Annotated in this window: 11 protein-coding genes; 5 read left to right on the plus strand and 6 right to left on the minus strand. The window is 71.4% G+C overall.

Annotated features, from left to right (window positions below):
- Positions 1-45 precede the first annotated feature (45 nt).
- The 6 genes from rpmA to ACFRCG_RS05870 all read right to left on the minus strand — a co-directional run bounded on the left by rpmA (position 46) and on the right by ACFRCG_RS05870 (position 7,686).
- Positions 46-300 (minus strand): 50S ribosomal protein L27, encoded by a 255-nt coding sequence (gene rpmA, locus ACFRCG_RS05845; protein WP_020550744.1) that lies wholly within the window; start codon positions 298-300, stop codon positions 46-48.
- Between the two features lie 11 nt (positions 301-311).
- On the minus strand, positions 312-626 hold the full coding sequence (gene rplU, locus ACFRCG_RS05850; RefSeq protein ID WP_380029162.1) for a 50S ribosomal protein L21: 315 nt from the start codon (positions 624-626) through the stop codon (positions 312-314).
- A gap of 210 nt (positions 627-836) precedes the next feature.
- A complete protein-coding gene (locus ACFRCG_RS05855; RefSeq protein ID WP_380029164.1) occupies positions 837-4,457 on the minus strand; it encodes an Rne/Rng family ribonuclease in 3,621 nt (1,206 codons plus the stop codon).
- Between the two features lie 150 nt (positions 4,458-4,607).
- Complete coding sequence (locus tag ACFRCG_RS05860; protein ID WP_380029228.1) at positions 4,608-5,477, minus strand: TIGR03936 family radical SAM-associated protein; 870 nt, start codon at positions 5,475-5,477, stop codon at positions 4,608-4,610.
- Positions 5,478-5,549: 72 nt separating this feature from the next.
- The gene (locus ACFRCG_RS05865; RefSeq protein ID WP_380029166.1) at positions 5,550-6,365 is read right to left on the minus strand and encodes a hypothetical protein; all 816 of its coding nucleotides are present in this window, start codon (positions 6,363-6,365) and stop codon (positions 5,550-5,552) included.
- A gap of 235 nt (positions 6,366-6,600) precedes the next feature.
- Entirely contained in the window at positions 6,601-7,686 is a 1,086-nt protein-coding gene (locus ACFRCG_RS05870; protein WP_380029169.1) for a M48 family metallopeptidase, read from the minus strand.
- A 159-nt stretch (positions 7,687-7,845) separates the two neighbouring features.
- On the opposite strand from ACFRCG_RS05870, the gene ACFRCG_RS05875 reads away from it, so the two are divergent.
- From ACFRCG_RS05875 to ACFRCG_RS05895, 5 genes are all read left to right on the plus strand, one after another.
- Entirely contained in the window at positions 7,846-7,995 is a 150-nt protein-coding gene (locus ACFRCG_RS05875; RefSeq protein WP_170222196.1) for a hypothetical protein, read from the plus strand.
- Positions 7,996-8,130: 135 nt separating this feature from the next.
- Entirely contained in the window at positions 8,131-9,375 is a 1,245-nt protein-coding gene (locus tag ACFRCG_RS05880) for a TerD family protein (protein ID WP_380029172.1), read from the plus strand.
- 116 nt (positions 9,376-9,491) lie between these two features.
- Complete coding sequence (locus ACFRCG_RS05885; protein ID WP_380029174.1) at positions 9,492-10,781, plus strand: extracellular solute-binding protein; 1,290 nt, start codon at positions 9,492-9,494, stop codon at positions 10,779-10,781.
- A complete protein-coding gene (locus ACFRCG_RS05890; protein WP_380029176.1) occupies positions 10,778-11,710 on the plus strand; it encodes a carbohydrate ABC transporter permease in 933 nt (310 codons plus the stop codon). The genes ACFRCG_RS05885 and ACFRCG_RS05890 overlap by 4 nt, the downstream gene beginning before the upstream one ends.
- Positions 11,707-12,540: a carbohydrate ABC transporter permease gene (locus tag ACFRCG_RS05895; protein WP_380029179.1), complete on the plus strand. Its 834-nt coding sequence runs from the start codon at positions 11,707-11,709 to the stop codon at positions 12,538-12,540. Before ACFRCG_RS05890 ends, ACFRCG_RS05895 begins: the two co-directional genes overlap by 4 nt.
- Positions 12,541-12,545: the final 5 nt, after the last annotated feature.

Consider the following 12,545-nt stretch of genomic DNA (forward strand, 5'->3'; position numbering starts at 1 on the left):
GAATAGGGTCCGCCCTCGGGTGTCGAAGCGAATGCCGCGGCGTGATTATTCCGCCGGGACGATGTTCACCACGCGGCGACCGCGCGCGGTGCCGAACTGCACGGCGCCGGCCGACAGCGCGAACAGCGTGTCGTCGCCGCCGCGACCGACGTTGGTGCCGGGGTGGAAGTGCGTGCCGCGCTGGCGGACGATGATCTCGCCGGCGTTGACGACCTGGCCGCCGAAGCGCTTGACGCCGAGGCGCTGCGCGTTCGAGTCACGGCCGTTCCGGGTGGAGGATGCACCCTTCTTGTGTGCCATGTCGCTGCTCCCTACTTCCCGGAGTTGATGCCGGTGATCTTCAGCTGGGTGTGCTGCTGGCGGTGACCCATGCGCTTGCGGTAACCGGTCTTGTTCTTGTACTTCAGAATGTCGATCTTCTTGCCCTTGGTGTGGTCGACGACCTCGGCCGTCACCTTCACACCCGCGAGGACCCACGGGTCACTCGTCACGGCTTCACCGTCTACGACGAGAATGGCCTGGAGCTCAACTGCCGTGCCCGCCGCACCGCGAATGCGGTCGACCTGGACGACGTCACCGACGGCAACCTTGTGCTGCCTGCCACCGGCGCGAACGATCGCGTACACCGTGGATCTCTCTCTCTGCAGGGTCCGAGCCCCTGAAGCCAGCCACACCGAACAGAAATCGGGGGCCTCCTCCGAAGCTTGCGATCCGGAGGGTGGTTGCTCAGGAGCCTGTGCCTAAGCACACCAAGGGCAAAGGTTACAGGATGCCCGGGGCCGAAGGCCAAACGGGTCCGCCCCGGGGATACCACCCCGGAGCGGACCCGGTACGGCTCAGCTTCCGCTCGCCGCCGTCACCGGTTCGGCGCCGTCCACGGCACCCTCCGGCGGGCCGGCGGGCCGGGTCGCCCGCCGCGACGTCTTGCGCGGCTTGGCGGCGGCCTTGGCCGGCTTGGCGGGCTCGGCCTCGGCCGGAGCCTCGGTCGCCGGCTCGGCGGTGGCCGCGGTCTTCGCGGCCCGCTTGGTCGCCTTCCGCGCCTTGGCGGGCGCCGCCGGTGCGGCCTCGGGCGCCGCCTCGGGGGCGACCTCGGGCACGGCCGACTCCGTCGCCTCGGCCTCGGCCGCCTCGGCGGCGACCTTCTTGGCCGACTTCCGGGGCGCCTTGGCGGCGGTCTTCTTCGCCGGTGTGGTCTTGGCCGCGGTCTTCTTGGCGGCCGTCTTCTTGGCGGCGGCCTTGCGCACCCGCTTGGCCGGCGCGGGGGCCTCCTCCGCCTCGTCGGCCTGCTCGGCCGCCGCGACCGGTTCGGCCGGTACGTCCGCGCCCTCGATCACCGCGGGCTCGGCCTCGGGGGCCTCCGCCACCGGGGTCTCGACGACCTCGACCGGCGCCACCGGCTCCGGCACGATCTCCGCCTCGACGACCTCGGCGGCCTCGGCCGGCTCCGCCACCTCGACGACCTCGACGTCCTCGAACGCCTCGGCGACCGCGGGCACCTCGACGACCTCGTCGAACTCCGGCACGTCCCGCTCGACCGATTCGTCCGTCTCGAGGATCTCGGTGATCGGCCCGCTGCCGTTGCGGTCGGCGTGGCCCTTGTTGCGCTTGCGCCGCCCACCGCCGCTCGCCGCGCCGTTGCCGCCGTGGGTGTGCCCGCCGTTGCCGTGGCCCTTGGTCTCCGGCGCGTCCATGTGCACGATCACGCCGCGCCCGTTGCACCGCTCGCAGTTCTCCGAGAAGGCTTCGAGCAGACCCTGGCCGACCCGCTTGCGGGTCATCTGGACCAGGCCGAGCGAGGTCACCTCGGCGACCTGGTGCTTGGTCCGGTCCCGGCCCAGGCACTCCATCAGCCGGCGCAGGACCAGATCGCGGTTGGCCTCCAGGACCATGTCGATGAAGTCGACGACGATGATCCCGCCGAGGTCGCGCAGCCGGAGCTGGCGCACGATCTCCTCGGCCGCCTCCAGGTTGTTGCGGGTGACGGTCTCCTCGAGGTTGCCGCCCTGACCGGTGAACTTCCCGGTGTTGACGTCGACCACGACCATCGCCTCGGTGCGGTCGATCACCAGCGAGCCGCCGCTGGGCAGCCAGACCTTGCGGTCCAGCGCCTTCATCAGCTGCTCGTCGATGCGGTACGTCGCGAAGACGTCCACCTCGCTGGTCCACCGCGACAGGCGCGGGGCCAGGTCGGGGGCCACGTGGCCGACGTACTCGTGGATGACGCCCCACGCCTCGTCGCCCGAGACGATCAGCTTGGAGAAGTCCTCGTTGAAGATGTCGCGGATGACCCGGACCGTCATGTCCGGCTCGCCGTACAGCAGCGAGGGCGAACTGGTCGTGATCATCTTGGACTTCTTCTTGATGTCCTCCCACTGGGCCTGGAGCCGCGTCACGTCGCGGGTCAGGTCCTCTTCGGTCGCGCCCTCGGCGGCGGTGCGCACGATGACGCCCGCGTTCTCCGGAACGATCTTCTTGAGGATGGTCTTCAGCCGGGCCCGCTCGGTGTCCGGGAGCTTGCGGCTGATCCCGGTCATGGTGCCCTCGGGCACGTACACCAGGTAGCGACCGGGCAGCGAGACCTGGCTGGTCAGCCGGGCGCCCTTGTGGCCGATCGGGTCCTTGGTGACCTGGACCAGGACCGACTGGCCGGGCTTGAGCACGGCCTCGATCCGGCGCGGACCGCTGAAGCCCGCGGCCTCGAAGTTGACCTCACCGGCGTACAGCACCGCGTTGCGGCCCTTGCCGATGTCGACGAACGCGGCCTCCATCGACGGCAGCACGTTCTGGACCTTGCCCAGGTAGACGTTGCCGACGTAGGAGGTGGCCTGCTCCTTGTTCACGTAGTGCTCGACGAGCACGTCGTCCTCGAGCACGCCGATCTGGGTGCGGTCGCCGTTCTGGCGCACGACCATGACCCGCTCGACCGCCTCGCGGCGGGCCAGGAACTCCGATTCGGTGATGATCGGCACCCGGCGGCGGCCCTGCTCGCGCCCCTCGCGGCGGCGCTGCTTCTTGGCCTCCAGACGGGTCGAGCCCTTGACGCCCTGCACCTCGTCGGTGGGGCTGTCGGCGAGCACGTCGCGCTTGCGCGGCTCGCGGACCTTGACCACGGTGCGCTCGGGATCGTCCTGCGGCTCGCCGGCGGGCTCGTCGGCGGCTCCGTCGCGACGGCGGCGCCGCCGGCGACGGCGGCTGCTGGTGGTCGCGCCGGCGTCGCCCGGGTCGTCGGGATCGGCGTCCTCGTCGGGACCGTCGCCGACGCCCTCGATGCGGTGCTCGTCGTCCTCGTCGGAGCCGTGGTCCTCGGCGCCGTCGTCACCACGACCGCGGCGGCGTCGGCCACCGCGCCGGCGGCGACGGGTGGGGCGGTCGCCGTCGGTCTCGTCCTCGTGCGTCTCGTGCGCCTCGGCGCCCTCGGGCTCCTCGGTCGACTCGACCGGCTCGGCCGTGGCGACCGCGCGGCCCGGGTGCCGCTCCTGCTCGTCCTGGTAGCGCGAGTCCTGCGGCTCGGCCTCGGCCGCGCCGTGCACCTCGTCCGGCAGCGCGCGTCGCCGGCGACGCCGGCTGCGCGGCTCCTCGGGTGCGGTCTCCGGCTCGGCCGGGGCGGTGTCCTGGGCCGGCGCGGCGACCGGTTCGGCGGCACGCTGCGGCGCCGCGAAGACCGCCGCCTGCGGGGCCTGGAACAGCGGCTGGAAGACCGGCGGCGGCGTCTTGCGCCGGGACGACGGGGCCGCCGGCTCGGCGGCCGCCTCGGGCTCGGCCTCGACGACCGGCGCGACCTCGGCGACGGGCGTCGCCTCGGCCTCCTCGACGGCCGGCACCGCACGCTTGCGGGTACGCCGAGTCCGCCGCGGCGCCTCCTCGGCCTCGCCCTGCGGAGCCTCGTCCTGCGGGGCCTCGGCCCGCGCGGTCTCGGCGACAGGCTCGGGTGCGACCTCCTCCGGGGCCGCCTCGGGCGCGACGGCGGCCCGCTTGCGGGTCCGCCGGACCCGACGCGGCGCCTCCTCCTCGGCCGGCGCGGCGGCCTCGGCGGCGACCTCCGCCGGCGCGGCCTCGACCGCCTCCGTCGGCGTGACCGCGATCGCGGCCGTGTCGGTCACCGGCGCGGTCACCCGCTTGCGGGTACGCCGCGTCCGTCGCGGCGCCTCGGGCTCCGGCTCCGGCTCGGGTTCCGGCGCGGCGTCGACCGGTGCGGTCTCGTCGACCTCCGGCTCCTCCTCGTCGGCCTCGCCGGCGGGCGCGGGCGCCTCGGGCGTCACGGCAGCCGGAACCGGCGCGGCCTCGGGAGAGGGCACGCTCGGCGGTCCGGCCGGACGACTGGCGGCGCGCCGACGGCGGCGGGGTGCCGACGTCGTGGCCGTGTCGTCCTTCGTACTGCTGTCGTTGTCGGTACCGGGGTTTACCACCCCGGAAGTACCTGATGTCTCAGGCGTGTCGTTGGGCTCGGTGTCGAGCATGCGGGTCTGTCTCCCGTCACGCTTCCGGGCGCTCCAACGCAGGGCGCCGCGCGGAAGCTTCTCTCTCACTCGCCGGTCCCGGCCTTGCGGCCGTGATCCGGGCGATAAGTCTGTCGGAAATTCAAGCCTTGGGCCTCGTGTACCCGGTCGTCACCGATTCGAGGCTTCGACGACGGGTTCTGCACCGCCCTGCGGGCCGGTTCGGAGTTCCTCGCCCCCCTGCGAGGTGTGCTCCACCGCCGATGTCGCGCGGTCGGGCGCGAGCGGGTCGGTCACCGAAACGGTCGCGGCGTCGAGCGGCCCCTGCGCCAGGCGGGTGACCGCGGCGGCGGTGGGCGTCACAAGTTCGGCGACCGTGCGAAGACCGGACAGAACGTCGTCGGGTCGAACGGCGGGTGTGGTGTGCCGGACAACCAATCGCAGTATCGCACAGGGTGCGGCACTACCCGCATCGACACCCTGGTGACCTGCGTCGTTCGCGTCGGGGGTGGTGACGGTCAGCGCGATCACCGCCTCGCGGGCGTCGAATGTGCGCATTCCGTTCTTGCTCATCCGCTGGACCTCGACGGTCTCGGCGGCCAGGAACGCGGTGACCGCGCGCTCGGCCTCCTCGCGAGCGACCCCGTCCAGGGCCAGCTCCCAGACCGACGCCTCCAGGCGCTCGGGGAGGTTGCCGCCCTGTGCCTCGACGATCTCGACGATGTCGAGACCGCTCGGCAGCGACGCGTCCAGCAGATCCCGCAGACGGGCGGGGTCACAGTGTGTGGCCACGCCGATCTCGAGATATTCGGCCTCGCTGGCGACGCCGGTGGGCGCCGCTCCCGCGTAGGACACCTTGGGGTGGGGGGTGAAACCGGCGGAGTAGGCCATCGGCACTTCCGCCCGACGCAGGGCCCGCTCGAACGCGCGCTGGAAATCCCGGTGGCTGGTGAACCGGAGGCGGCCGCGCTTGGTATACCGGAGGCGCAGTCGCTGGACCGTCGGCGCGGGCGGCGGTCCCTCGGGCGTACGTCGTGCCAGTTTCGCTCAGTCCTTGACTCGAGATGGATGGGCAGAAGTCGGTCCAAGCCTACGGCCATGGGACGGGTCGGGTCAGCGCCCCCCGATTCCGAGGGCTCGGAGCACCTCTGACGTGGCCCTGCCGATCGGCCGCAGAACGGCCCGACCGACCCAGCGGCACGGCGCCACGACCAGAACCCGCCATACGGCGCGGATGGCCCTGCCGATCGGCGTGAGCACGTTGCGCCAGGCCCAGGCCACCGGCAGCACCACCAGATGCCGCCACACCACCGCGATGCCGCGACCGATCGGAACCAGCACCGCGCGCCACAACCAGGACAGCGGCCGGACGATCAGGAAGTTGAGCACCGCGGTGGAGACGTCCCACGCGAACCGCAGCGCGAGCAGCGTCGCGCGCCCGATCGGCCGCAGTACGTGCCGCCACAACCACGCGCCGGGCACGAGCAGGAGGTAGCGGAACAGGAAGGCGAGCGGTCGGTGGATCAGCCGGGTGAAGACCCACGCGAGGGCGTTGGCGAGCGGGACGAGGATGTAGCGGCCGACGAAGCTCAGCACCGGGTACAGGAACCAGTCCCACAGCAGCTTCTTCAGCCCCCGCAGGATCGGACGCAGGAACCAGTCCCAGAACAGGAACTTGATCCCCCTGCCGATCAGCCGCACCAACTCCCACAGCAGGCGCAGCGGAACCACGATGATCAGCGCGATGATCCGGGCGGGCCAGCGGACCACCGTGTACAGGCAACCCTCGCCCGGCTCGGGGCCGGTGCGAGGCGGGTACGCGTGGTCCGCGTGGTGTTGCCGGGCCGGCGGCTCAGGCCGGCCCGGTGGCGGATTCTCGCGGGACGGCTGCCACGGCACCCGATCCGGTTGCTCCCCGTTTGCAGTCACCCGGGAAGATTAGTGGTCCCGCCCCCGACGGGGAGGTGGGACCGGCATTGCTGCTTTATGTGACCATCCGACTACTTGGCAGTGTCGCCGGCTGCGGCCGGCCGCCTCCGTCGTCGGTGTTCACGGGTGTGGCCCGTGTGGCGCCTATATATAGGGAGAGCGAGCCACCTCACGCGGGCGACTTCACGCGGGCCACTCCGCCGGGCCCGAGAGCCGACCCGGCCCCGCTCCCGGGTCACTCCGCCCGCTTGCCCCCGCTCGTCGGCGCCGTGCCACCGTCCGGCGTCGCCCCCGGCTCGTCGCGGCGGCCGGTGAACCGGTCCCGGAGCTTGCCGCCCGCGTCCGCCGCGCCGTCGGCGAGGTCGCGCAGCAGGCCGAACAGCGGGTCCGTGGTGGTGCGTACGGACTCGCGGTAGGCGTTCGCCGAGGCCTTGGCCTCCTCGCGCACCGACGCGTTCGGGTCGTCCTCGCGACGCGGATACTCACCGGCCAGAATCCGCCGATAGTCGTCCCCGTCCGCCCACTTGCGCAGTTCGGCGACCCGGACCACCGGGAACGGGTGGGAACGCCCGAGCAGGTTCATCAACTTGAGCACGCTGTCGCGCAGATCGCCGGCGCCCTCGTACTCGGCGGCCTGCTCCAGGAACGCGTCGGTGCTCATCTCGTGCAGCTGCGAGCCGCCCGCGACCTTCATCAGCGCGCGCATCGACACCTCGGGGTCCTGACCGACCAGCAGGCCCGCCCGGTCGCAGGACACCTCCGACTTGCGGAACCACTCCTGCAACGCGGTGATGATCGCGTGCACGCCGATCGTGCCCAGCGGGATCCCGGACAGCGCGGCGGCGAACCGGGTCAGGATCAGCAACATCGTGCGGTACACCGCGTGTCCGGACAGGATGTGCCCGGTCTCGTGCCCGATGACCGTGCGCATCTCGTCGTCGTCGAGCAGTTCGACCAGACCCGAGGTGACCACGATGAACGGCTTGTCCATGCCGATCGCCATCGCGTTCGGCTGCGGGTCCTGGGTGACGAACAGCTCGGGCACGGTGGGCAGATCCAGGATGTACGCCGACTCGCGGGCCATCTCGTGCAGGCGGTGGAACTGCTGCTCGCCCACCCGGACCGAACCTGCCAGGAAGGCGAGTCGGATCGCCCGCTCGGACACCAATCCCGACATCTGTTTGAGCACGAGATCGAAACCGCTGAGCCGGCGCATCGCCACCAGCGCGGCACGATCGGAGGGGTGTTCGTAGGCCCGGGAGGAGATCCCGGGGAATCGTCGGCGTCCCTCGAACGGTCCGATCGTCTTGTCGTCCGGCATGCTGCGCCCCCTAGCCTCGAGCAATCCACCTCCACCCTAGGCGCGTCCACGCCCCGGGGCCGAGGGTCATCCCCGGAACCTGGCCGCGCGCCTCACCCTCCGCGCCCGTACGATGTCGTCCGCACACGTCGGCAAAAACTACGCAAGGGCTGACCACGGATGACCCAGCACGCCACGACCGTCCTCACCACGCTGGCCAACGAGAGCGGCAAGCACGAGAACCTGAACGCGCTGGGTGCCGGCATCGGTGCGCTGGCCACGCTGCTCATCCTGCTGTTCGTCGTGACGCGCTTCAACAAGGACCGCTGAGCCCTCGGTCCGAACCCGGACGGCCACGTCCGGTTCGTCGAACCTCCCTGTCCGCGCCGGGTGCCCCGTTGCCGCCCGGCGTTTCGTCATGCGCGTTAAGGTGACGCCAGGTCAGGGGAGGCCGGGGAGGGCTCGATGCGTACGTTCGCCATGGGCGAGAAGACGAGGTTGGACGATTCGGCCATCAGGGTGGAGTTCGACGTGTCGGGCGAGGGCCTGGCCGCGTACTGCTTCAGCCTCGGGACGGCGGATCTGGACGTGGTCTGTACCGCCCGGCCCGCGTCGCTGACGAGCGCGGTCGCGCTCGTGGCCGGCGGGACCGGGACGGCCGAGTTCCACGTGGACCTGTCCGCCGTGGACGACGCGGTGGACCGACTGGTGTTCGCGATCGGCGCGCAGGCGCCGGGGTTCGGCGCCGGGTCGCGATTGCGCCTGCTCGGCGCCGACGGCGAGATCGGCCGATTCGTGCTGCCGACGGGCGAGTTGACCCGGGAGCGCGCGCTGATCCTGGCCGAGGTCTACCGGCGGGACGGGTGGCGGTTCGGCGCGGTGGGACAGGGCTACGAGGCGGGCCTGGAGCAGTTGGTGCGGGACCTGGGCGCGGAGCCCGACCAGGTGCTGTTCACGGCCGCGGCGATGGCGGACCCGGTGGTACCGGACACGGCGGCGCACGCCGAGCCGGCACCGGAACCGGCCGGGGAGTCCGACACCGAACCCGCGCCGGCCGCCTCGGTCGACGTCGTGGCGGAACCGCCGCTCCCAGCCGAGCAGTTGCCGGAATCGGAAGCCGCGCCCGCGGCCGAGCCCGCCGACGCCGGCCCCCGCTCGCCCCGCCCCGCGCCCGCCGTCGAGTACGAGGGCCGCGGCGACCGGGTCCTCTCCATCGAGCGCCCCGTCGACGCCGGCCCCTTCCTGGTCGAGCTGGAGGCCCGGGGCACCGAGAACTTCGTGGTCTGGACGCTGGACGCCGACCTGGAGACGGACAAGCTCCTGGCCAACACGATCGGCGCGCACCGCGGCCGGGCCCTGGTGGACGAGCGCGGCACACGTACCTCGCGCCTGAAGATCGAGGCCGACGGCGCGTGGACCGTGCGACTGCTCACCCCCGAGGCCGCCCGGCCGCTCACCGACCGGCTGGAGGGCACGGGCCCCGAGACGGTGCGCTGGGCCGGTCCCCGCACGGTGGTCGCGATGACGCACGCCGGCGGCAGCAACTTCATCGTCGGCACCTTCACCGAGCACGGCGACGACGAGGCATACCTCGGCACCCTGGCCAACGTGATCGGCGACTACGAGGGCGAGTCGATCCTGCCCAAGGGCCCCTGCCTGATCGAGATAGAAGCCGACGGCGCCTGGACCCTGGCCACGATCCCCGACTGACCCGGCGGCGCCCCGCACCCCCTGCCCACCCACGCCTCCCGCCACCGACACGCCACCGTTCGGGGGAGTTGGCGGGATCGGGATCGGTTCCTTGATCTGCTGATCAGGTGAACCACATGCCTCGTCGTCACGGGCTTCTGGCCGTCGCACTCGCGCTGGTCGCCTCCGTCGTCGTCGGGTGCGGGGGCGGCGGTTCGGGGCCGCCCGAGCTGAACTGGTACGTACCGCCGGACAACGGGGCCTATCAAAAGCTCGCCGACCGGTGCAGCCGGGCGTCCGGCGGCGCCTATCGGGTCAAGGTCTCGGTGTTGCCCACCGACGCGTCCGGACAGCGCGAGCAACTGGTGCGCCGGCTCGCCGCCAAGGACTCCTCGATCGACGTGATGGCGCTCGACCCCGTCTTCGTACCGGAGTTCGCCGAGGCGCGCTTCCTGCGTCCGTTCACGGAGGCCGAGGCCCCGACGCTGACCGACGGCATGCTGAGCAGCGCCGTGGAGTCCTCGGGGTGGCGGGGGCGGCTGGTCGCCGCCCCGTTCCGGGCCAACACCCAACTCCTCTGGTATCGCAAGTCGGTGGCCGCCGAGGCCGGACTCGACCTCACCCGGCCGATCGGCTGGGACGAGTTGATCACCGCCGCGGAGAAGACGCACAAGACCGTCGCGGTGCCCGCCAAGCGCTACGAGGGCCTGACCGTGTGGGTCAACGGCCTGGTCACCGGCGCCGGCGGGGCGATCGTGCGGGAGGTGGAGAAGGGCGTCGACCTGAAGCCCACACTGCGCGAGGGCGGCGCGGGCAAGCGGGCCGCCGAGGTGATGCGCCGCCTCGGCCGCTCCTCCGCCGCACCGGCCAACCTGGCCACCTCGATCGAGGACGACACCCGGACCGTGTTCCAGTCCGACTCCGGCGGCTTCATGATCAACTGGACATACGCCCGCGGCGCCGCGGCCGAGGCGGTCGCCGGCGGCCAACTCTCGCGCGAGGTGCTGGACGACTACGGCTGGGCGCGCTACCCGCGGACCGACCCGGACAAGCCGTCCAGGCCGCCGTTCGGCGGGATCTCACTGGGCGTCAGCCGATACGGCAAACACGCCGCCGAGGCGGTGAGCGCGGTGCGCTGCGCGGGCACCCTGGAGAACCAGATCACCTACATGCTGGAGTCGAAGGAGACCACGGCCAGGGCCGCGGCCTACGACGATCCGGGCGTACGTGCGGCGTTGCCGATGGCGGATCTGATCAAGGAGTCCCTGGACCAGGCCGGCCCGCGTCCGCGAACGCCCTACTACAACGACGTCTCCGCGTCGGTGCAGCGCGAGTACCACCCGCCCGCCGACGTCGACCCGAACTCCGCCCCCGGCGCCACCGACGACCTCATCACCGGGGTCCTGCACGACAAGGTGCTGCTGTGAGCACGGCATCCGCGACCCGCACCGCGCCTCGGCACAGGAAGCCCCGGAAGCAGCTCGACCACGCGCAGCGCATGCGCCGCACCGGATGGCTGCTGTCCGCGCCCGCCGTGCTGATCATGCTCGCGGTCGCGATCGCGCCGCTGGTCGACGCCGTGTGGCTCTCGCTCTTCCACAAGCGGCTGACCACGCCCGACGCCGACTCGTTCGCGGGTCTGTCGAACTACTGGGTGGTGCTCAAGGACCCGCTGTGGTGGACCGACGTGTGGACCACCCTCGCGCTGACCGTGGTCACGGTCTCGGTCGAGTTCGTGATCGGCTTCGGGCTCGCCCAACTGATGCAGCGCGCCCTGTACCTGCGCCGCACGCTGCGCACCATCGTGCTGATCCCGTACGGCATCGTCACGGTCGTCTCCGCCTACGCCTGGCGCTACGCGTTCGACCCGTCCACCGGGTTCGTCAACGACTGGCTGGGCACCGACGTCGCCTGGTTCGACCACCGCTGGACCGCGCTGTTCGTGATCGCCCTCTCGGAGATCTGGAAGACCACGCCGTTCATGTCGCTGCTGCTGCTCGGCGGGCTGATCCAGGTCTCCCCGGACGTGCACGAGGCCGCGCGGGTGGACGGCGCGGGGCCGTGGCAGCGGCTCACCCGGGTCACCCTGCCGATCATGAAGCAGGCGATCCTGGTCGCGCTGCTGTTCCGGACCATGGACGCGTTCCGCATCTTCGACTCGGTCTTCGTGATGACCGGCGGTGCCAACGACACCGAGACGGTGTCCTTCCTGGCCTACCGCCAACTGGTCAGCCGCACGGCCCTGGGCCTGGGTTCGGCGATCTCGGTACTGCTGTTCGCCTGCGTGCTGCTGATCGCGTTCCTGTTCATCAAGCTCTTCCGTACCGACGTGAGCAAGCTCGGGAGCCCCGCGTGAGTCAGCCAAGCCCGGCCCGCGAGGGTGTACGCACCCTGGTCAGCGTCGTGGTGATCGGGATCACCGTGCTGCCGTTGGCCTGGATGCTCTCGCTGTCCTTCAAGGGCGGCGACGACATCAACAACGCACAGTTCCTGCCCAAGACCTGGAGCCTGGACAACTACCGCACGGTCTTTCGCAACAACCTCTTCACCGACGCGCTGCGCAACTCGATCGGCATCTCGCTGATCGCCACCACGATCGCGGTCGCCTGCGCCACCGGCACCGCGTACGCGATCGTGCGGATGGAGTTCCCGGGCAAGCGGCTGATCCTGCTCGGCGCGCTGGCGATCGCGATGTTCCCGACCATCGCGGTGGTCGGCCCGCTGTTCGACATGTGGCGCACGATCGGCCTGTTCGACACCTGGATCGGGCTGATCCTGCCCTACCTGTCGTTCACCATGCCGCTGTCGATCTGGACGCTGACCTCGTTCTTCAAGCAGATCCCGTGGGCCCTGGAGGACGCCGCGCGGATCGACGGCGCCTCCGCGTGGCAGGCCTTTCGCCACGTGATCGCGCCGATGGCGGTGCCGGCCGTGGTGACCACCGCGATCCTGGTGTTCTTCTTCGCCTGGAACGACTTCGTCTTCTCGGTGTCGCTGACCTCGACCAACAACTCCCGTACCGTGCCCGCCGCACTGGCCTTCTTCACCGGTGCCTCGCAGTTCCAGCAGCCCACCGCCGCGATCGCGGCGGCCTCCGTCGTGGTGAGCATTCCGGTGATCGTCCTGGTGCTCGTCTTCCAGAAGCGGATCGTCGCGGGGATCACCTCGGGGGCGGTCAAGGAGTAGGGGCG

Origin of the sequence: Embleya sp. NPDC056575 (assembly GCF_042793325.1) — a bacterium.
In the GTDB taxonomy this organism is placed as follows: domain Bacteria; phylum Actinomycetota; class Actinomycetes; order Streptomycetales; family Streptomycetaceae; genus Embleya.

Bases quoted from the DNA above. Each gene is read 5' to 3' on its own strand.
- ACFRCG_RS05875 (WP_170222196.1), top strand. From the start codon at position 7,846: ATGACCCAGCACGCCACGACCGTCCTCACCACGCTGGCCAACGAGAGC.
- ACFRCG_RS05855 (WP_380029164.1), bottom strand. From the start codon at position 4,457: ATGCTCGACACCGAGCCCAACGACACGCCTGAGACATCAGGTACTTCC.
- rpmA (WP_020550744.1), bottom strand. From the start codon at position 300: ATGGCACACAAGAAGGGTGCATCCTCCACCCGGAACGGCCGTGACTCG.
- ACFRCG_RS05880 (WP_380029172.1), top strand. From the start codon at position 8,131: ATGCGTACGTTCGCCATGGGCGAGAAGACGAGGTTGGACGATTCGGCC.
- ACFRCG_RS05870 (WP_380029169.1), bottom strand. From the start codon at position 7,686: ATGCCGGACGACAAGACGATCGGACCGTTCGAGGGACGCCGACGATTC.
- ACFRCG_RS05885 (WP_380029174.1), top strand. From the start codon at position 9,492: ATGCCTCGTCGTCACGGGCTTCTGGCCGTCGCACTCGCGCTGGTCGCC.